Annotated in this window: 23 protein-coding genes; 16 read left to right on the forward strand and 7 right to left on the reverse strand. The window is 68.5% G+C overall.

The window, feature by feature from the left end:
- Positions 1-89 precede the first annotated feature (89 nt).
- The 9 genes from O2K97_RS06165 to O2K97_RS06205 all read left to right on the forward strand — a co-directional run bounded on the left by O2K97_RS06165 (position 90) and on the right by O2K97_RS06205 (position 4,568).
- Positions 90-434: a hypothetical protein gene (locus O2K97_RS06165; RefSeq protein WP_269220866.1), complete on the forward strand. Its 345-nt coding sequence runs from the start codon at positions 90-92 to the stop codon at positions 432-434.
- Positions 431-694, forward strand: coding sequence for a hypothetical protein (locus O2K97_RS06170; protein WP_269220867.1), 264 nt, complete (start codon positions 431-433; stop codon positions 692-694). The genes O2K97_RS06165 and O2K97_RS06170 overlap by 4 nt, the downstream gene beginning before the upstream one ends.
- A gap of 13 nt (positions 695-707) precedes the next feature.
- Positions 708-1,613 carry a hypothetical protein gene (locus O2K97_RS06175; protein WP_269220868.1) on the forward strand — a complete coding sequence of 302 codons (906 nt, stop codon included), beginning with the start codon at positions 708-710 and terminating at the stop codon, positions 1,611-1,613.
- The gene (locus O2K97_RS06180; RefSeq protein WP_269220869.1) at positions 1,613-1,885 is read left to right on the forward strand and encodes a hypothetical protein; all 273 of its coding nucleotides are present in this window, start codon (positions 1,613-1,615) and stop codon (positions 1,883-1,885) included. The genes O2K97_RS06175 and O2K97_RS06180 overlap by 1 nt, the downstream gene beginning before the upstream one ends.
- A gap of 67 nt (positions 1,886-1,952) precedes the next feature.
- Positions 1,953-2,162 carry a hypothetical protein gene (locus tag O2K97_RS06185; protein ID WP_269220870.1) on the forward strand — a complete coding sequence of 70 codons (210 nt, stop codon included), beginning with the start codon at positions 1,953-1,955 and terminating at the stop codon, positions 2,160-2,162.
- Positions 2,159-2,461: a hypothetical protein gene (locus O2K97_RS06190; RefSeq protein WP_269220871.1), complete on the forward strand. Its 303-nt coding sequence runs from the start codon at positions 2,159-2,161 to the stop codon at positions 2,459-2,461. Before O2K97_RS06185 ends, O2K97_RS06190 begins: the two co-directional genes overlap by 4 nt.
- Before the next feature lie 35 nt (positions 2,462-2,496).
- Positions 2,497-2,913 carry a helix-turn-helix domain-containing protein gene (locus O2K97_RS06195; protein WP_269220872.1) on the forward strand — a complete coding sequence of 139 codons (417 nt, stop codon included), beginning with the start codon at positions 2,497-2,499 and terminating at the stop codon, positions 2,911-2,913.
- Positions 2,910-3,212: a hypothetical protein gene (locus O2K97_RS06200; protein WP_269220873.1), complete on the forward strand. Its 303-nt coding sequence runs from the start codon at positions 2,910-2,912 to the stop codon at positions 3,210-3,212. Before O2K97_RS06195 ends, O2K97_RS06200 begins: the two co-directional genes overlap by 4 nt.
- Positions 3,213-3,221: 9 nt before the next feature.
- Positions 3,222-4,568, forward strand: a complete 1,347-nt coding sequence (locus tag O2K97_RS06205; protein WP_269220874.1) for a site-specific integrase — start codon at positions 3,222-3,224, stop codon at positions 4,566-4,568.
- Positions 4,569-4,695: 127 nt separating this feature from the next.
- Here O2K97_RS06205 and O2K97_RS06210 read toward each other — a convergent pair whose 3' ends face one another.
- Positions 4,696-5,631, reverse strand: coding sequence for a ribose-phosphate pyrophosphokinase (locus O2K97_RS06210; protein WP_039245590.1), 936 nt, complete (start codon positions 5,629-5,631; stop codon positions 4,696-4,698).
- 190 nt (positions 5,632-5,821) lie between these two features.
- On the opposite strand from O2K97_RS06210, the gene O2K97_RS06215 reads away from it, so the two are divergent.
- Positions 5,822-6,676 carry an outer membrane protein assembly factor BamD gene (locus tag O2K97_RS06215; RefSeq protein WP_269220875.1) on the forward strand — a complete coding sequence of 285 codons (855 nt, stop codon included), beginning with the start codon at positions 5,822-5,824 and terminating at the stop codon, positions 6,674-6,676.
- A 76-nt stretch (positions 6,677-6,752) separates the two neighbouring features.
- Entirely contained in the window at positions 6,753-8,450 is a 1,698-nt protein-coding gene (gene recN / locus O2K97_RS06220; protein ID WP_269220876.1) for a DNA repair protein RecN, read from the forward strand.
- 51 nt (positions 8,451-8,501) lie between these two features.
- On the opposite strand, the gene O2K97_RS06225 is transcribed toward recN, so the two are convergent.
- Both O2K97_RS06225 and O2K97_RS06230 read right to left on the reverse strand, forming a co-directional pair.
- Entirely contained in the window at positions 8,502-9,089 is a 588-nt protein-coding gene (locus tag O2K97_RS06225; protein WP_269220877.1) for a hypothetical protein, read from the reverse strand.
- Between the two features lie 90 nt (positions 9,090-9,179).
- Complete coding sequence (locus O2K97_RS06230) at positions 9,180-10,436, reverse strand: S8 family serine peptidase (RefSeq protein ID WP_269220878.1); 1,257 nt, start codon at positions 10,434-10,436, stop codon at positions 9,180-9,182.
- Positions 10,437-10,619: 183 nt separating this feature from the next.
- Between O2K97_RS06230 and O2K97_RS06235 the strand changes: the two genes are divergently transcribed.
- Together O2K97_RS06235 and O2K97_RS06240 are read left to right on the forward strand one after the other, a co-directional pair.
- A complete protein-coding gene (locus O2K97_RS06235; protein ID WP_269220879.1) occupies positions 10,620-11,093 on the forward strand; it encodes an RNA polymerase sigma factor in 474 nt (157 codons plus the stop codon).
- Positions 11,090-11,812: a hypothetical protein gene (locus O2K97_RS06240; protein WP_269220880.1), complete on the forward strand. Its 723-nt coding sequence runs from the start codon at positions 11,090-11,092 to the stop codon at positions 11,810-11,812. Before O2K97_RS06235 ends, O2K97_RS06240 begins: the two co-directional genes overlap by 4 nt.
- Here O2K97_RS06240 and O2K97_RS06245 read toward each other — a convergent pair.
- From O2K97_RS06245 to O2K97_RS06260, 4 genes are all read right to left on the reverse strand, one after another.
- Entirely contained in the window at positions 11,809-12,714 is a 906-nt protein-coding gene (locus O2K97_RS06245; RefSeq protein WP_269220881.1) for a cobalamin biosynthesis protein CbiG, read from the reverse strand. The genes O2K97_RS06240 and O2K97_RS06245 overlap by 4 nt on opposite strands.
- Positions 12,715-12,803: 89 nt before the next feature.
- On the reverse strand, positions 12,804-13,319 hold the full coding sequence (locus tag O2K97_RS06250) for a hypothetical protein (protein ID WP_055753176.1): 516 nt from the start codon (positions 13,317-13,319) through the stop codon (positions 12,804-12,806).
- A 5-nt stretch (positions 13,320-13,324) separates the two neighbouring features.
- Complete coding sequence (gene xth, locus O2K97_RS06255) at positions 13,325-14,110, reverse strand: exodeoxyribonuclease III (protein ID WP_269220882.1); 786 nt, start codon at positions 14,108-14,110, stop codon at positions 13,325-13,327.
- Between the two features lie 101 nt (positions 14,111-14,211).
- Positions 14,212-15,177: a hypothetical protein gene (locus O2K97_RS06260; RefSeq protein WP_269220883.1), complete on the reverse strand. Its 966-nt coding sequence runs from the start codon at positions 15,175-15,177 to the stop codon at positions 14,212-14,214.
- Positions 15,178-15,303: 126 nt separating this feature from the next.
- Between O2K97_RS06260 and O2K97_RS06265 the strand changes: the two genes are divergently transcribed.
- The 3 genes from O2K97_RS06265 to O2K97_RS06275 are packed head-to-tail and all read left to right on the forward strand — an operon-like array spanning position 15,304 to position 17,714.
- Positions 15,304-16,389 carry an MBL fold metallo-hydrolase gene (locus tag O2K97_RS06265; protein WP_269220884.1) on the forward strand — a complete coding sequence of 362 codons (1,086 nt, stop codon included), beginning with the start codon at positions 15,304-15,306 and terminating at the stop codon, positions 16,387-16,389.
- On the forward strand, positions 16,386-17,159 hold the full coding sequence (locus tag O2K97_RS06270) for an enoyl-CoA hydratase (RefSeq protein WP_269220885.1): 774 nt from the start codon (positions 16,386-16,388) through the stop codon (positions 17,157-17,159). Before O2K97_RS06265 ends, O2K97_RS06270 begins: the two co-directional genes overlap by 4 nt.
- Positions 17,160-17,219: 60 nt before the next feature.
- On the forward strand, positions 17,220-17,714 hold the full coding sequence (locus tag O2K97_RS06275; protein WP_269220886.1) for a GNAT family N-acetyltransferase: 495 nt from the start codon (positions 17,220-17,222) through the stop codon (positions 17,712-17,714).
- Positions 17,715-17,741 lie beyond the last annotated feature (27 nt).

The raw sequence follows: 17,741 nt of genomic DNA on the forward strand, positions 1-17,741 counted from the left end.
ACAGATTTAACGTCCACGATCTATGGATGTTGACATGGACGCAAAATCATCCATCCATATCTTCCACACTTTCCACGTGGGAGGGCCGGATGGCCGACGTTCATACCCTCGACTTCACCAGAGCCAGGTCGCAATCGCCGCGACGGCCGAACAGCGGCGACGACGCCCGCGCGGTCCGCATTGATCTGACCGACGCCGACATGGACGCCTGGCGCAACGTCGTCGTCTTCGGGTCGGGCGCCCGATACGCCTACGCGCCGGATCCCGAGGTCACGCCGCCGGTTGAGCCGATGGCCGAACTGCCGGCCGACGCGCCGTCGCCCATCGTCTGGCATCGCCAGCCGGATCGGATCGTTCAGACCGTCCGTCTTTGCCTGATCGCCGCCGCCGTCGTCCTGGCCTTCGCCCAGATCGACGCCTGGATGTCGGCATGAGCCTGGTCGTCGCCACGCGCCACGGCCGGCTGTCGGCCGAGGAAATCTCCGGCGCCTGCCGCGATGCGCGCCTGCCGGGCTGGCGCGCCGTGATCCGCAAGGCCGAGACGGGTGACTACGTCTGCGCCCTGCGCACCCCCGACTACTGCGTCGTGCGCCAGACCGGCCGGATCGTCATCCGCTACGGCCGCGACGCCCCCGACGCCTTCGCCCGCGCGGTCACGGCCGCCCAGCGCACCCTTCCACCCACCCGTCACTGAACGGAGATCCCACGTGACCGCCAAATCCAAACGCACCCACCCGCTCGACCGCGACGGCGACGGCGATCCGGGCGGCTCGCTGCCCGGCAACCAGACCGCGCCCATGGCCTGGACCCGCGACGACCAACGCCTGATCGCCAAGCTGCAGCTGGCGCAGGTGACGCTGGATCCGGCCCTGACCGACGCGGGCCTTGCCGATGAAGTCGCGGGCTGGACCGACGATACAGCCCAGCAGGTCGAGGCCTTCGCCGACGCCATGACGGCCGAGGGCCGCTATCAGGACGAGGCCGGCGACGAGCGGAACGCTGACGGCTCGTCCATTGAGCTGCCACCCGTCCTCGCTCGCGCTCTGATCGGTGAGGGGGACGCGGCGCGTGATGCGGCTGACGATGCCGACGACCCCCATGCCGACTGCGTTCACTGCGGCGACAGTCACCCCGTCGGTGTCCTGGACGACGATCTTTGCCCAGCCTGCGTCGATGAAGCACCGATCCTGGATCAGCTGGACGGCGCCGCAGATCAGACTGCCGGCGACACCTTCGACGCCGAACAGGTCGCGGCCGCCACGACGGCCGGGGAGGGTGCGGTCATCGCCGAAGAGGGCGAAACCGTTGCGGATCCCGCCACGGCGACGGCCCCTCTGGACGACGGCCTGGTCAACATCCCGACCGAGACAGCCCCGGTCGCCGTGCGCCTGCATGAGCTGCGGATCCTGGTCACGGCCCGCCGCCTCTACAAGTCGCGCGAGGGCTACAGCTCCAACTACGGGCCGCCTTACGTCGATCAGGCCACCGTCGATGCCTGGATCACGGCGGGCCTGGCTGAGGATGTCCCGACCGCCGGCAACATGGGCGGCGTCCGCGTCACCTCGGAAGGCCGTTCGGCCCTGAACCGCACCCCGACCGACGAGGCCGCGTGATGGGGCAACTATCTAAAGAGGTCAGGGATCACATTGCACGCGCCGTCGAACGCGCGAAGGCGGTGCTGCAGCCGGGCGACAAGATCGGACTAACCATCTGCGGCGGCGGTCGCGCCTACTACCGCATGGTGGGCTGGGGCGGTCTGAACGGCGCCTACATCGAGAGCCGGACCAGCGACGAACTCAGCCCCTACAACATCGTGGCGCTGAACGGCGTCCCCACCAGCTTCCGTGACGACCCGGAAGAACACCTGCGGGCGACGAAACGATGACCCGCGTCGTCGCCCTCTTCTTCATCGGCGCCCATTGGCTGCTGACCGGCGGCCGGAGGATCCTGTAATGGCCGCCGCCCGCATGTCCGTGGTCGAAATCTCGGTGACGGTCGAGATCGACGGCCGCAACTTCACGACCCAGATCGCCGGATCCTATGACGCCCTGCGATCGGTCGAGGCCGCGCGCGGCGTCGGCCGCCAGATCGGCGACCAGCTGGGCGAATGCCTGGCCCTGCGGATCCAGCACGGCGGCCCCATTTCGCGAGCCGCCGCATGATCGCCCCCGACGCCCTCGATCTGCATGGCGTCGCTGTGCTGCTGGGCGTCTCCTACAGCCAGCTGCAGCGCACCTGGCGCACCATCGACGGCTTCCCGCCGCCCTATCTGGGCGGCGGGAAGGGCGAACGCCCGCGCTGGGCGCGCCAGGCCGTCATCGACTTCATGCATGGCCGCCGCTGGGCCGCGACCGAGGCCCCGCCCGTCGCCCTGTCGGCCGCCAAGACCCCCGCGAACGACCCCGTGCGGCGTCCGCCCCCCGACACCGTCGCGGCCCTGCTTTTTGCCGCCGGCGGTTGATCCACCTGCCAACCTGACCACCAAAGGGAACGACCATGTCCAACGCCACGCCCCACGACACAACCATCGGAAGCCGCGTCCGCGCGCGGCGAGAGCAGCAGGGCATGACCCAGGCCGCGCTCGCCGCCCACATCGGCGTCACCTTCCAGCAGGTCCAGAAATACGAGCGCGGCGTGAACCGCATCGCCGCCGCCCGCCTGTCCCTGATCGCCCGCGCCCTGGACGTTCCGGCCGCCGCCCTGCTGGGCGAAACGCCGGACGCCGCCGCTGGCCCTGTCGCCGTCATGTGCGCCCATCCTTCCGGCGCGGATCTCGCCCGCGCCTGGCTCGCCCTGTCGCCCCAGCTGCAGCGCGCCGTCCTGCACCTGGCCAAGGCCGCCACGCCGATGATCGTCACCGGATCGGCCTCGCCCATGACGGTCGATCTGCGCGGCATGGAGCCGATGCAATGAGCGGCCGTGATGTCAAAGCCGCCGCCGTCGCCGCAGACGACTGCGTCGCCTACATCGTCTGGAACGAGGATCGCACCGAGGGGGTGATCTTCGTCGCCCAGCCACCCTGCTCGGACCCTAATCTGCCGTCCGCGCTGGACGACGCGCGTCAGGCTTCGACCGGCGAACGGGCGTCCATGTTCGGCTCCACCATGGCCGAGGCCTTCTATGACGCCTTCGTCGAAGACGACGACCGACCGATCCAGGCCGTCAGCTACGCGGCGCTGCTGGCGCTTCCCACACCGCCGGATGCCGGTTAACCCTTCGCCATGACCCGCAAGCCCGCCGCCCCGTCCAACCTCCGCAACGGCCTGAAATGGCGTGACGGCCGCCCGCGCTGGGAACCGTCGCCCGCCAACCGGGCCTGCGGCTTCGCCGGCATGGATCTGCGCGACCATGCCGGGGGCTGGATGGAACGCGGCGCAGCGACGACGGCGGCCGACGCGCGCACCCTGTGGGCGCGCCTGGTGCGCGAGGCCATGCGCGACGACGGGGAGGGGTCAAAGGCCCGCTCCATGCTGGCCGCCGCCCTCGAACGCCTGCCGCCCGCGCCGGTCGAGGTCGAGGCCCGCCACCGCCGCGCCCTGGTCGCGGATCTGATCGAACGCGCCCGCGCCGTGATCGAGGCGCGCGAGCCGGATCTGATGCCCGAGGGGGCCGCGCCGCGCACCGGCGCCGCCATGGTTGAGGGCTTTTTCGCCGACGCCCAGGCGTTAAAACGGATCTCGACCGCCAGCCAGCGCGCCTATCGCGTCCACTCGCGCAAGTTCATCCAGCGGTTCGGCACACGCCGCGTGGACACCATCACCCTGCCGCAGATGCGCGCCTGGTATCTGGACCTCCAGGCCGAAGTCTCGACCGCCACCGCCAACGCGGCCGTGGGCGCGGCAGGGGCCTTCTTCCGCTGGGCCATGTGGCAGGATCCGCAATGGATCGTGGCCAGCCCGGCCGTCGGCGTCGGCCGTCAGAAGTCGGCCGGTCGCCGCGTCTTCTGGACCGTCGAGGAGGAACGTGACTTCGTCGCCTGGTGCGACGCCAACGGCTTCGTCGATGTGGCCGACGCCGCCACCGCCTGCCTCTGGACCGGTTCGCGTCAGGTCGATGTCGCCAAGGCGGCCGTCCACGAGCTGGAAGGGGCCACCTGGCGCTATGTCCCGCAAAAGACCGAGCGCAAGGGTCAGGAGGCCCTGGCGGGCATTCTGGAGCCCTTGGCGGTGCGGGTCGCCCGTCGCCGGGCCGAGGCCGACGCCGCGCCGCTGCGTCACCTGAACGCCACGCCCTATCTCTGGGACTACCGGATGAACCGCCGGCACACGTCCGACACCATCGGAACCCGCTTCCGCGAGGCGCGCCGCGCCGCCGTCGCCGCCGGGGCCATGCCGCCATCCTTCCTCGACAAGACGCTGCAGGACACCCGCGACACCTGCGTCACTCGCTTGGCGGCGGCCGACGTGTCGCTGGATCGCATCGCCTCATGGGGCGGCTGGGCTGTCGATACGGCCAAGAACATCCTGCGAGAGCACTATCTCAGCCTGATGGACGCCAGCGCCCTGGACAGCGCATCCAAGCTGCACGCCTGGGCCAAATCCCAAGGCGTCGCTCTGACCGCCGCCTAGAACATCCGTGAACGCAAGTCGGACGTCCGACTTGCGCCAAAGTCGGAAACACCCCGAATAGTCGGACGCCACCCAAGCGGCGCAAGGCTTTGTGGCCGGTCGATTAACCCGCGCCGCTATCCGAAGGTTAATCGAACAGTTTCGACACCGATTCTTCGTTCGCGATCCGTCGGATAGCCTCTCCGACCAGCGGAGCCACGGAAACCGCTCGGATTTTCGGGCAGTTCAAAACTTCGTGGGGTTGCTCGATGGAGTTGGTGATCACCAGCTCCTTCAGCGGACCGTCGGTAATGCGCTGGACGGCGGGGCCGGACAGGACGCCGTGGCTGATGTAGGCCGAAACCTCGGTCGCACCTTGGTCGATCAGGGCCTTGGCGGCGTTGACCAGGGTGCCGCCCGAATCGACGATGTCGTCGAACAGGATGCAGCGGCGGCCCTGCACGTCGCCGATGATGTTCATGACCTCGCTCTCGCCCGCCTTGGGCCGGCGCTTGTCGACGATGGCGAGATCGGCGTCCAGGCGGCTGGCCAGCGAACGCGCGCGCACCACGCCGCCGACGTCGGGCGAGACGATCATCAGGTCGTCGCCGCGGGCGTAGTTTTCCTTGATGTCCTGCGCCAACACGGGGGTCGCGACCAGATTGTCGGTCGGAATGTCGAAGAAGCCCTGGATCTGACCGGCGTGCAGATCCATCGTCAGGACGCGGTCGGCGCCGGCGCGGGTGATCAGATTGGCCACCAGTTTGGCCGAGATCGGCGTACGGCCGCCGGTCTTACGGTCCTGACGCGCATAGCCGAAGTAGGGGATGACGGCCGTGATCCGTTTCGCCGAGGCCCGCACCAGGGCGTCGGTGATGATCAGCAGCTCCATCAGGTTGTCGTTGGCCGGATAGGAGGTCGACTGCAGGATGAAGACGTCCTCGCCGCGGACGTTTTCCTCGATGATGGCGAAGACCTCGTTGTCGGCGAACCGCTTGACCTGGGCCTTGGTCAGGGGCGCATCCAGGTGGTCGGCGATCGCCTGGGACAGTGCGCGGTTGGAGTTGCCTGAGAGCAGCTTCATCGGCCGGTCATCCTTTCGCCGTCATCCGCCCCCCATGAACGGCGGTCGGTTGGCGCGCTCTTTACCAGTGGAGCCGGGCAGGGCAAGTCGTATGCTGAGTTTTCCTCGGCATGGCGCGGCTCGGTTGCGGGTGCTAGAGGTCGCCGCGTTGGTTTCCGGGGAACGGCTTCAGGGCCGTCCTTCATACGTCATGGGGTCGTCCTTGTCCGCTTCTAAGTTCCGTTCCGGCATGGTGCTGATGGCCGCGGCGCTCGCCGCACTGACGATTTCAGGCTGCGCGGGCAAGAACCGCCCCAAGCTGGCCTATGAGGAACGTCCGGTCGAGGCGCTTTACAACACCGGCTATGATCGGCTGCAGCAGCGCCGCTGGTCCGACGCCGTGGACTATTTCCAGGAAGTTGAACGCCAGCATCCGTATTCGGACTGGGCGCGTCGTTCGATCCTGATGCAGATCTACGCCTACTATCAGAACAACGCCTATGCCGACGCCATCGCGGCGGCCGACCGGTTCATCCAGCTGTTCCCCGGCAATCCGTCGGCGTCCTACGCCTTCTACATGAAGGCGGTCTGCAATTTCGAGCAGATCACCGACGTCGGTCGTGACCAGGGTTACGCCACCGCCGCCCTGGCGGGTCTGAAGGATGTCTCGCGCCGCTATCCGGGCACGCCTTATGCGTCGGACGCCGCCGTCAAGATCGACATGGTCAACGACCAGCTGGCCGGCAAGGAAATGAACATCGGCCGCTACTATCAGCGCGCTAACCAGCCGCTGGCGGCGCTGAACCGTTACAAGGCCGTGATCGCCAACCCGGACTTCCAGCGCACCTCGCACACGCCCGAAGCCTTGTATCGCCTGGTCGAGGTCAATCTTCAGCTGGGTCTGAAGGAAGAGGCGACGCGGAACGGCGCGGTGCTGGGCTACAACTATCCGGGCAGCCCCTGGTATGCCGAGGCCTATGCGCTGCTGACCGAGAACGGCCAGATGCCGGACAAGGCGCCTGAGGGCAAGCGAGAGAGCTGGCTGCAGCGGATCATTCCGGGCTGATCACGCGACGGCTTGTGCAATCCGGCGGGGATCGGGATTCTGTCGGTCATGATTCGTTCCGCCGGCGCCTGACGCGATGCTGACCGCCCTTTCCATTCGTGACGTTGTCCTGGTGGACGTGCTCGATCTTGAGGTCGAGAGCGGCCTGACCGTGCTGACCGGCGAAACCGGGGCCGGCAAGTCGATCATTCTGGACGCGCTCGGCCTGGCGCTCGGCGGGCGCGGCGATGCAGGCCTGGTGCGCAGTGGCGCCAAACAGGCGGTTGCCACCGCCGTCTTCTCCGCCCCCGACGATCCCGATCTGCTGGCCCTGATCGCCGACAAGGGATTCGATGTGCAGCCGGGGGAGGATTTGATCCTTCGGCGCGTCTTGGGCGCCGACGGTCGCAGCCGGGCCTATGTCAATGATCAGCCGGCCGGGGTGACCGCCGTGCGCGAGATCGGCGCGGCCTTGGTCGAGGTGCATGGACAGCATGAGACGGTGGGCCTGCTGGATTGGCGCACGCATCGCGCTTCGCTGGACGCCTATGGCGGGCTGCAGCCGCAGTTGTCTGCGGTCGCCTCGGCCTCAGCCAAGCTCAAGGCCGCCGAGGCCAAGCTGGCGGAGCTGAAGGCGCAGGCGGCGGACGCCGATGCGCGGCGCGAAGAGATCAGCCTGAACCTGTCCGAACTGGATGCGCTGGATCCGCGCGCCGACGAAGAGACGGAACTGGCAGGCGAACGCGCCCTGCTGGGCGCGGCCGAAAAGGCCATCGCGGATCTGGGCGACGCGCGCACCCAGCTGGGCGGCGACAAGTTGAGCCAGAAGCTGGGCGCGGCGTTGAGGGCCGTCGAACATGCGCGCCAGAGGGCAGGGCAGGCGGGCGCCGAGGGCGATCATCCGGTCATCGTCAAACTGTCGGCCGCCGTGGAGGCGATCGACCGCACCATGGTCGAGGCGGCGGAAGCCCTCGCCGCCGTGGACGCCGCCGCCGACGCCTTCGACTATGAGCCCGGCCGTCTGGACAAGGCGGAGGAGCGGTTGTTCGCCCTGCGCGCCGCCGCCCGCAAGCTGCACACCACCGTCGACGCCCTGCCGACCCTGCGCATTCGCCTGCGGGAGCAGCTCCGGCTGATCGAGGATGGCGAGGAGGCGCTGACCAATGCCGGGCGCGAGGCGGCGGAGGCGGCGGAAGCCTATGATCTGGCGGCCACTTTCCTGACCTCGGCGCGGGAAGCCGCCGCCGAGCGGCTGACCGCCGCCGTCATGGCAGAACTGGGCCCGCTGAAGCTGGAGCGCGCGCGGTTCCGCGTGGCGCTGGAGCCGATCGAGGGCCGACGCGGGCCGGACGGCGTCGAGACGGTGCGCTTCCAGATCGCCACCAACGCCGGAACCGACTTCGGCCCGCTGGACGCCATCGCCTCGGGCGGCGAACTGGCGCGTTTCGCCCTGGCGATGAAGGCCGCCCTGGCGAGCCGCGAGGACATGCGCCAGCCCGTGATGATCTTCGACGAGGTCGATCAAGGCGTGGGCGGAGCGGTGGCCGAGGCGGTTGGTTCGCGCCTGAAACGCCTGTCGAGCGGCGCCCAGGTCCTGGTCGTGACCCACAGCCCCCAGGTCGCCGCGCGCGGCCATGCCCACTGGAAGGTGATGAAGGCCGACCGCGACGGCCTGACCACCACCACCGTCGTCGCCCTGGACGACCAGCGTCGTCAGGAAGAGATCGCGCGCATGCTGTCAGGCGCTGAGATTACCGACGAAGCCCGAGCGGCGGCGCGCGCCTTGATCGGGTAAGACAAAACCCCCGGAGCGCATGCTCCGGGGGCCGTCCAAATCAACTCAGGATCAGTTGGGCTTGGCGCCGGCGTTGGCCGAGCCGTTTGCGCTGGCGCCGGCCGACAGCGCAACGCCGCTGCGTGAGGCGGAAGCCGAACCGCTGGCAGAGCCCGAGGTCGCCGCATCGCCGCGCGAGGTCGAGGCGGAGCTGGATGCGTCGCCCGAAGCCGAACCGGAAACCGAGGCGGAGTTCACGGTCGACACGGCGCCTTGAGCCAGACCGGACGCGCGATCACGTGCAGCGCCAGCGGTGGTTTGGGCTGTGCCGACCGTCGTCCTTGCCGTCGAGGCGGTGGCGTCGCGGGTGCGGGCCGCCGTGGCCTCAGCGCGGGCGCGGGCCTGTTGAGCGCGGCGTTCGGCGCGGGTCAGGGTGGAGGTCGCACGATCGGTGACGCGCGAGCTGTCCAGCGAACCGCCCAGGTTTCCGGTCAGCGAGCCGGCGCCCGTCGCGCCGCCGGTCAGGCCGCCGACCTGGCCGCCCAGGCTGCCGCCGAGATTGCCGCCCAGACCGCCCGAGCCGCCCAGGATCTGAGCCTGCGAGGCGCCGGCCAGCATCAGGCCGAAGGCGACGGTCGCGGTCATCAGGGTCTTTTTCATGGTCGTATCTCCTGTTGTTCCGGGCTTTGATCGCCCTCACATCGTCCAACGACGCCGTCGGTCAGTTTCATCCCGGCAGACGAATCTTTTTTACGACGGCAGTCGACCGCGCGCGCCGACAGCGGCGGGCGGGGTGCGAAGGGAGAGGCCCACCACACCTTGTCCATAGACGGCGTCGCGGCCGGATGCGCCGGCGTCGATCGCGTTCAAACCCTGGCGGCCGGACTTCCCGATCAGGCCTGCGACCAGCGGCGCGGCGAAGGAGGTGCCGCGCACCGAAACGAAACTGCCGGCGCGTCCGGCGGCGGCCATGTCGGCGCCCGGCGCGGCGTAATCGACCTGATCTCCGCGCCCCGCTTCGGGAAGGAGGCGGCCCTGGGCGTTGACGGCGGTGACGCCGATGACCTGGGGATAGGCGGCGGGATAGAGGGGCGGGGCGGCGGGGCCGTCGTTTCCGACCGCAGCGACTAGGATGACGCCGCGCCGCTGCGCCGCCGAAACCGCCCGTTCGATCAGGGCGTTGCGCGGCCCGACCAGACTGATGTTCACGACGGCGACGTGGCGTTCGACCATCCAGGCCAGGGCCGAGGCCAAGGCTGTCGCCGACCCGCCGGCCGCGCGACCGCCGTAGATGTCTGCCACCAAAAGCGCCGCGCCGGGATCGCCCCCCTTGAAGACCCCCACATCCCCGACCATCAACGACGCGACCGCTGTGCCGTGCGCGCCCATCTGCGGCGGGCCAGAAAAGCCGCGTTGTTCGATGGCCGATCCGGCGAGGGCCGGGTGGGTCGCTTCGACGCCTGTGTCGATTAATCCGAGGCGGGCGCCCGGCGCGGCGCCGTTCGTCTGTGCAGAAGCGGGCGGCGCGAAAGGTGCGGCCGCCATTCCGGCAGGAGAGGCGACGTGGTTGTAGGTGATTTCAGCGCCGGGCGCCATTTCGCGAAGCCGTCGCACCGCGCGATCCAGCGTCAGGCGACGCGGGGGCGCCAAGACCACGATCGACAGGTCAAGCGCGTCAAGACGCTCTTCGCGCAGAACGACGAAGCCCGCAGCCAGAGCCTGGTCCCGCGCGTGCTGCGGCAGATCAACCGCCACGACCTCGCCCGTGACCACGGGCCAGCCATTCGGATCCGTCTGGAGCGCGCCGCGCGAGCCTCGAACCAGATCGGTCAGGCGCCCAGGCGCCCTGAGCGCATCCTCGACGGTATCGCGCGCCAGACCTTCAAGCGTTCCCCTTTGCGGAATGCGGTCCGTCAGGCCTGAAGGCAGCGACGGAAGCGTTGACGGCAGGCCGATCTGCGCCATGGCCGGCGAGGCGACCACGCAAGCCACAAGCGTCGCCGCCATCCATCCGATCGTCAGCCGGTTCAAAATCACCCGATCCGCTCCTTGCGCCGTCTTGCATCGTCAGGCGATCCATTCGCCTATGCCCATTCGCTTGTGACAAGGGATGAAACGCGCCGCGCCGTGCGTTTCATCCCTCATGACAGAGGAACACGCGTGGACGAATTTCAGACGGAGTTGGTGGCGATGCTTCCGCGCCTTCGCCGGTTCGCGCGCGTTCTGCGGCCCCAGGACGCCGACGCTCAGGATCTTGTGCAACACACGGTCGAGCGCGCCCTGGCCTCTCGAAAGGGGTTCAGGGCGGGCACGCGGTTGGACAGTTGGGCGTTCACGATCATGAGACGGATCGCCATAGACGACGGTCGAAAGGCCCAGCGGTGGTCCCGCGTGGTCTCGCCCGAGGACGACGCCACGCCGCAGGCGCCCGATCCGGCCCAGGCCGGCGAGGGGTTGCGCACCGACGCCCTGGCTGCGCGCGACGCGATCCACGCCCTGCCGGACGATCAGCGTCAGGCTGTGGCCTTGGTCCTGATCGAGGGCCTGTCCTACGCCGAGGCGGCGCAGGTTCTGGGCGTGCCCGCCGGCACATTGACCAGCCGACTGGTGCGGGGCCGCCAGACCCTGGTCGAAGTTCTCGCCGCCCAAGGAATAACCGGATGATCCGCTACGACGACGAAACCCTGATGCGGCGGATCGACGGCGAAATGCCCGTCGTCGAGCGTGACCGGATCGATGCGGCGGCTGCAAGCGACGCCGATCTGGCGGTTCGGCTGGCGGCGCTGCGGACGACCGGCGCCGCTGCGCGCGCCGCCTTCCCGATCCAGAGCGATGCGCGCGATGCGGATCTGGCCCGGCTCATCATGGCGTCGGGCGCCACGCCGACGAAAAGCGCAGGCTGGAAGCTCTGGCTCGGCCAAGCGTTTGCGCCCCGGTCGGCCGTCATCTGGGGCGGTCTGGCGACGACGGCCTTCGTCGCCGGCCTGCTGATCGCGCCGTCACTGAACGGGTCGAACGGGTTCGCCCTGACCAGCGACGGCGCCGTGGCGGACGCCGAGCTGGTGCGAGTGCTCGACACGGGCCTGGCGGCCGACGGGGCTGATGCCCAGGGGCGGGCGGTCGGACTGACGTTCCGCAACGCGGAAGGAAACTGGTGTCGGACCTTCACCGCCAAGCAGGACGGGGTCGCGGGACTGGTCTGTCGCCAAGGCGAGGCCTGGCGGCTGCAGGCCCTGGCGCCGGTTGGGGCTCCGGGGGGTGAAATCCGCACGGCCTCCAGCGACACGCCTGCCGTCGTGCTCGCGGCTGTCGATGCGACCATCGCCGGAGATGCCGTGGACACCGCCGCCGAACGGCGCGCGCGCGACGACGGTTGGCGTTAGGCGCCCAGAATCCAGCCTTCTTCCTGTTCGACCTGGGCGATCAGTTCGGGCGTCGCGTCCTTGGGCGGGGCGAACGCCTTGGCCAGGTCGCCGGCCTCGTCCATCCGGGCGAGGGCCTCGGCCGTGGAGCGGACCTGGGCCTGGTCCTTGAACTCACCGGGTTGAGGCTTGGTCTCGTGCATCGACGGCCAAACCTCGACAACCAGGGCCGACAGGGGTTCCACGTCATCGGGCGTCAGCGCGCGCCAGCCGGTGCCGAGGGGCCAGACGGCGCCTGACGGGCCGAGGCTTTCTAGCAGACGACGCACAGCCGGGATGCCGACCAGGGTCTGGCCGCCCACGGCGCCGGCGCCGTGCATCTGCCAAACGCTCTTGGGCTGAAGCCGGCCCTTGCGAGCGGCGTTTTCGGTGGCGCGAAACTCAGGGATTTCGGCGCCGGAGCCTGCGGGCGGTTTGGTCGTGGTCAACCAGCGCTGGGCCTGTTTGGCCGGCGCGCCCCACAGGGGCCAGGCCTCGTCGGTCATCAGCCGGTTTATCTTGGCCGCGACTTGATAGCGGTTGTTGGTGTTGTCGGCCTTGTCCACGATGTTGGAGGCGATGAACTTCCACATGGCTTGCCACGGGGTTCCGTCCAGCTTTAGCCGCGCGGCCGTGCCGACGGGATAACCGAAGTTGAAGTCCAGCCCGACCAGCACCCGGTCGCCGCGCTTTCTGTGGTCCGCCAGGATCGAGGCCAGCAGGGCTTCGCCCTCGGCCCGGGTCGCGACATTGTGCGTCTCGGTGTAGAGGCGGAAACGCACGTCGCGTTTGGCCACGCCGATCCACAGCGAGGTGTCGCCGAGCTTCTTGGTTTCGGCGGCGGTCCAGTCGGCGACGATATAGGCGTCGAAAAGGCGGGCCAAGGCGGCCTCCCTGATAAAAGGCGTGTCGGTTAGGAGTGAGCCGGGCTTCTAACGCCGCATCGCGGCGACTGAAAGGCCCATACGCCGTCTCAGCCCTTCAGCAGGGCCTCCAGATGCGACAGCCAGCGCCGGCCGAGACGAAGCGCCTCGCCGGGGGAGCCGGTCTGGACAGGCAGGGCGGCGTCCCACAGGGCCAGTTCGAACTCCGGGTGGCGGGCGTCGGCGAACATCAGCCGCAGCACCACCTGTTCGGCGTCGGGGGCCAGCACGTCCAGCGACTTGCGCGCCTCGCCGCGACGGATGCGGGCGACGACATGGCCGTCCACGATGATCTCGCCCCCCTCCACCTCATCGAAGGCATAGACCAGGCCATGGGCGCCGTTGGCCCACAGCACGACGACCTGTTCGACGTCGAAATTCAGGGCGCAGGCGCGACCTTCGCCAGGCGATAAGGCTTCGACCTCTGGCGCGGCGCCCAGGGTCTTGAGCATGGCGCGGTGTAGGCGGCGCGGCGGCTCCATCCACCACGACAGCGCCAGGGCCAGGGTCGTCAGCAGGGCCGCCGCGAGGGCGATCAGCAACACCACCCGCAAGACGTCGGCCATGGTCGTCAGGCCTCCAGATCGAGCTCGACCACCACGGGGACGTGGTCGCTGGGTTTTTCCATGTCCCGGGCGTCGCGATGGGTCTCGATCCCCCGGAACCGGTCGGCGGCCTGGGGTGACAGCAGGGCGAAGTCGATACGGATGCCATGGTCACGCTGCCAGGCGCCGGCCTGATAGTCCCAGAAGGTGTAGGTCCCGGCCGGTTCGCCGCCGATCTCGTGCGCGTCGGCCAGACCCAAATTCTTCAGGGCGCGGAAAGCCTGGCGGCTCTGAGGCTGGAACAGGGCGTCGTCGGTCCAGGCGGCCGGATTTTTCGCGTCCTCCGCCTCGGGGATGACGTTGTAGTCGCCGCACAGGACCAGCGGCTCCTCGAACGCCAGCAGACCCTGGGCATGGCGGTTCAACCGGTCGAACCAGGCCAGTTTGTAATCGAACTTCTCGGTCCCGATCGGATTGCCGTTCGGCAGATAGATGGCGCCGACGCGAATGGGCCGGGGCGCCTCGACCAGGGCCTCGATATAGCGCGCCTGTTCGTCAGTCTCGTCGCCAGGCAGGCCGCGCCGGATGTCGGACAGCGGGTATTTCGACAGAAGGGCGACGCCGTTGTAGCTCTTCTGCCCGTGGGTCTCGACATTGTAGCCCAGGCTCTCGAAAGCCTCGCGCGGGAACTTCTCGTCCACGCATTTGATCTCCTGGAAACAGGCGACGTCGGGTGCGGCCTGCTCCAGCCACGCCAGCACGGTGGGCAGGCGGGCGTTGACGGAGTTCACGTTCCAGGTGGCGATGCGCATGACCGCGACGCTAGGCTGCGTCTCGGTTTTGGAAAAGAGGGCGCAAAAGAAAAGGGCCGCCGGATCGCTCCGACGGCCCTTCGATCAGTCGATTGATCGGCTTACGGACGACCGCCGGCGGGCGCCGCAGCAGCGGCCGGAGCCGTCGTCAACTTGCAGCCGCCGCCGATCTGCTGGGCGGTGGCGCAAGGGTAGATTTGCTGAACGACGTTTTCGGCGTTCAAGCGAGCGATGACGCCATCGGCGCCGTCGCACTTGGCCTCATAAAAGACGCCGTTGGCGTTCTGACCCATCAGGCGGGCTTCGGTGACGTTGCAGGGGGCCGCTTCCGAACCGGCCAGAAGCATCTTCACGAAGGCGGCGTTTTCAGCGGTCGTTGTGAACTCGCACGTCCCATGCTCAGCGACGATCTGAATGCAGGGTGTTTTCGTCCAAGTCGCGGCCTGCTGCTTGATCCAGTAGCCAGGCCCGTCCGAGCAGCCAACCTCATAAACGACTGCGCCGTCGTTGGACCGGCCGCGCAGCTTAGCCTGATCAACGGTGCAGGCGACGCCGGCGTCCTTCGCATACTGGCGCAGGAATTTCTGGACGTCGGTATTGGCCGCCAGCGTGCACTGAGCGGGCGATGCAGTCGGATCGGCTGCGCGCGCCACGTCGGCGGAATGCGCCAGAATGATGCAGCTGCTTGCTTCGGGCGGAGTTTTGGTTTCGACGATGTAGCCCGGTGCGGTTCCGCAGGCGACTTCATAAACCGTCGTGTCGGCCGCAGTCTTGCCCAGTAGCTTGGCTTCGCTGACCTGACAGCCCGTGGTCGTCAGGGCCATCTGCGCCTGGGCGGCGGCCAGGATTTGCTCGGGCGTCGGCGGGGCAGGCGCGCGTTCGCGGCGTGGACGGGCAGAGGCTCGCGAGCCGCTGCTCTGCCTTACGGCAGACTCGTTGTCGGCGGTCTGCGGAATTTGCTGCTGCTGTTGCGGTTGCTGTCGCTCCTGATCCTGCGCCGTGGCGGGCGCGACGGCGAAGGCGCTGAACACAAGCGCCGCAAAGGCGGCGGCGAGGCGGGACTTCATGGAAACACCTTGGGTTTCTGAATGCATGGCCGCTTCGTGGCGGTGTATTTGGGCGGGGTCAAGGCGGGTGTGGACGGCGGCGAGGGACACGGGCTAAGTATCTGCGCGTTTCGATTGGAGACTGACTTGGCTGATGGAACGGCGCCGGCGACGGCCGCGAAGGATGGGCGGGGCCTGACCTATCCGTTCGACGCCGTGCCCGGCGCGGGCGAGGCGATCGAGGTCGCGCCCGGCGTGCTGTGGCTGAGGTTCGCCCTCCCGTTTCAGCTGGACCATGTGAATGTCTATGCGATCCGGGACGGTGACGGTTGGGTCGTCGTCGATACGGGTTTGAAGACATCGGCGACCGTCGCTGCGTGGGAAACAGCGCTGAATGGCGCGCTGGGCGGCAGGCCCGTGACGCGATTGATCTGCACCCATATGCATCCCGACCATATCGGCTTGGCAGGCTGGCTATGCGAGCGGTCGGGCGCGCCGTTGTTGATGTCGCGACTGGAGTATGTGACCGCCAGGATGCTGATGGCCGAGGAGGCGGGTGATGCGCCTGCGGACGGCGAGCGACACTATCGTGCGGCGGGGTGGAACGATGAGCAGATCGCGCGCTGGCGGGCCGATTACGGCGGGTTCGGCAAGGGCGTAGCGACGATGCCGCGCAGCTATCTGAGACTGTCCGACGGCGACATCGTTCAGATCGACGGAGACGATTGGATGGTGGTGGTCGGGTCAGGCCACAGCCCGGAGCACGTCTGCCTGTGGCGGCGGTCGGACGAGGTCTTCATCGCTGGGGATCAGATCCTGCCACGCATTTCGTCTAATGTTTCGGTCTGGTCGACGGAGCCTGAAGCCGACCCGCTGGGCGACTGGATGGACTCGCTGGACAAGCTGAGGGCGCTGTTGCCGGAGGGCGCGTTCGTCCTGCCGGCGCATGGTGAGCCCTTCTACGGCGTTCATGCGCGGCTCGACGCTCTGAAGCGGGGGCATGAGGTGGCGCTGAAACGGCTTGAGCGGACGTTGCGTCAACCGTCTAGGGTGATCGACAGCTTCTCCGCCGTCTTCGGTCGAGCGGTCGGGGACGGGGTGCTGGGCATGGCCACGGGCGAGGCCCAGGCGCACCTGAACTATCTGGAACGACGCGGCCGCGCCCAGCGGACGCGGGACGAGAGCGGCGTCGACTGGTGGAGCGCCGTCGCACAGGACGAGGAAACGACGTGAGCGAACATATCCGCAGCGAACTGGCCGACGGCGTCCTGACCGTCACCCTGGATCGGGCCGACAAGAAGAACGCCATCACCCAGGCCATGTATTCGGCCTTGGCCGAGGCGACGGAGCGGGCGCGCACCGACGGTGCGGTGCGGGTGCTGCTGCTGCGCGCCGAGGGCGACAGCTTCTCGGCCGGTAACGACATTCAGGACTTCATCGCTCTGGGCTCGCAAGGGGCGGGGCCGGGCGACATGCCGGTGTTTCGTTTCCTGAAGGCGTTGGCTGATCTGGACAAGCCGGCGGTGGCGGCGGTGAAGGGGCGGGCGGTCGGGATCGGTCTAACGATGCTACTGCATTGCGATCTGGTGGTGGTGGCCGAGGACGCGCTGCTGTCCGTGCCCTTCGTCAATCTGGCCTTGGCGCCCGAGGCGGCATCCAGCCTGCTGTTGCCGGCCGTGATCGGTCATCAGCGGGCCTTCGAACTGTTCGCGTTGGGCGAGCCGCTGGATGGCCGGACGGCCCTGGCCTGGGGCATCGCCAATCGCGCGGTGCCGGCCGATCGGGTCGAGGCGACGGCGGCGGAGCTGGCGGCCAAGGTGGCGGCCCGAGCGCCCAACTCAATCCGCAAGACAAAGCGGCTGATGCGTGACGCCGAAGGCATTTGGGCGCTGATGCAGCGCGAGGGCGAAGCCTTCGGCTCGCAGATGCGCAGTCCCGAAGCGATGGAGGCCTTCATGGCCTTCACGCAGAAGCGGGCGCCGGACTTTTCGAAGGCCGGTTAAGCGGACGTCACAAGGCCTTGCCTTGATTTGGCGCAGCTTTGCTTCTAGGTGCGCGCGCCGATGTCGCACGCCCTTTCCATACCTCCGGCCGTAAGCCGTATCGAAGCCGAGGCCCCGGCCGACGCAGAAGGCGTGGATGCGCTGGTCATGGCCGCTTTCGGGCCGGGACGGTTCTCCAAGACGGCCGAACGTCTGCGTGAAGGTTCGCAGCCAAGCGCGGGCTTTGTTGTGAAGCGCGAGGGGGAAGTGGTGGGCTCGGTGCGGCTATGGCCGGTCGTGGTTGGAGACAGCCCGGCTCTGTTTTTGGGACCGATCGCGGTGGACGCCGGTCGCCGGAGCGACGGACTGGGCGCCGAACTGGTTCAGGCGTGCGTGGATCACGCACGGACGCTGGACGTCGGCGGCGTGCTGCTGGTTGGGGACGCGGCCTATTTCGAGCGGTTCGGATTCGTCCCTGCGCCCGAGGCGATCCTGCCCGGACCGGTGGATCGCCGCCGCGTCCTGTGGCTGGCGACCGGGGTGGATCAGGTTTCGGGTTCGGTTCGCATCGGCTGACCCTTTCCCGCACGGTTCGCGGGGCCT

Source organism: Brevundimonas vesicularis, assembly GCF_027105095.1.
In the GTDB taxonomy this organism is placed as follows: Bacteria; Pseudomonadota; Alphaproteobacteria; order Caulobacterales; family Caulobacteraceae; genus Brevundimonas; species Brevundimonas vesicularis_E.

What these genes read in the sequence shown, in the direction of transcription:
- O2K97_RS06165 (WP_269220866.1), top strand. Translation starts at nt 90, where the DNA reads ATGGCCGACGTTCATACCCTCGACTTCACCAGAGCCAGGTCGCAATCG.
- O2K97_RS06170 (WP_269220867.1), top strand. Translation starts at nt 431, where the DNA reads ATGAGCCTGGTCGTCGCCACGCGCCACGGCCGGCTGTCGGCCGAGGAA.
- O2K97_RS06180 (WP_269220869.1), top strand. Translation starts at nt 1,613, where the DNA reads ATGGGGCAACTATCTAAAGAGGTCAGGGATCACATTGCACGCGCCGTC.
- O2K97_RS06185 (WP_269220870.1), top strand. Translation starts at nt 1,953, where the DNA reads ATGGCCGCCGCCCGCATGTCCGTGGTCGAAATCTCGGTGACGGTCGAG.
- O2K97_RS06190 (WP_269220871.1), top strand. Translation starts at nt 2,159, where the DNA reads ATGATCGCCCCCGACGCCCTCGATCTGCATGGCGTCGCTGTGCTGCTG.
- O2K97_RS06195 (WP_269220872.1), top strand. Translation starts at nt 2,497, where the DNA reads ATGTCCAACGCCACGCCCCACGACACAACCATCGGAAGCCGCGTCCGC.
- O2K97_RS06200 (WP_269220873.1), top strand. Translation starts at nt 2,910, where the DNA reads ATGAGCGGCCGTGATGTCAAAGCCGCCGCCGTCGCCGCAGACGACTGC.
- O2K97_RS06205 (WP_269220874.1), top strand. Translation starts at nt 3,222, where the DNA reads ATGACCCGCAAGCCCGCCGCCCCGTCCAACCTCCGCAACGGCCTGAAA.
- O2K97_RS06210 (WP_039245590.1), bottom strand. Translation starts at nt 5,631, where the DNA reads ATGAAGCTGCTCTCAGGCAACTCCAACCGCGCACTGTCCCAGGCGATC.
- O2K97_RS06215 (WP_269220875.1), top strand. Translation starts at nt 5,822, where the DNA reads ATGGGGTCGTCCTTGTCCGCTTCTAAGTTCCGTTCCGGCATGGTGCTG.
- recN (WP_269220876.1), top strand. Translation starts at nt 6,753, where the DNA reads ATGCTGACCGCCCTTTCCATTCGTGACGTTGTCCTGGTGGACGTGCTC.
- O2K97_RS06225 (WP_269220877.1), bottom strand. Translation starts at nt 9,089, where the DNA reads ATGAAAAAGACCCTGATGACCGCGACCGTCGCCTTCGGCCTGATGCTG.
- O2K97_RS06230 (WP_269220878.1), bottom strand. Translation starts at nt 10,436, where the DNA reads ATGGCGGCGACGCTTGTGGCTTGCGTGGTCGCCTCGCCGGCCATGGCG.
- O2K97_RS06235 (WP_269220879.1), top strand. Translation starts at nt 10,620, where the DNA reads ATGCTTCCGCGCCTTCGCCGGTTCGCGCGCGTTCTGCGGCCCCAGGAC.
- O2K97_RS06240 (WP_269220880.1), top strand. Translation starts at nt 11,090, where the DNA reads ATGATCCGCTACGACGACGAAACCCTGATGCGGCGGATCGACGGCGAA.
- O2K97_RS06250 (WP_055753176.1), bottom strand. Translation starts at nt 13,319, where the DNA reads ATGGCCGACGTCTTGCGGGTGGTGTTGCTGATCGCCCTCGCGGCGGCC.
- xth (WP_269220882.1), bottom strand. Translation starts at nt 14,110, where the DNA reads ATGCGCATCGCCACCTGGAACGTGAACTCCGTCAACGCCCGCCTGCCC.
- O2K97_RS06260 (WP_269220883.1), bottom strand. Translation starts at nt 15,177, where the DNA reads ATGAAGTCCCGCCTCGCCGCCGCCTTTGCGGCGCTTGTGTTCAGCGCC.
- O2K97_RS06275 (WP_269220886.1), top strand. Translation starts at nt 17,220, where the DNA reads ATGTCGCACGCCCTTTCCATACCTCCGGCCGTAAGCCGTATCGAAGCC.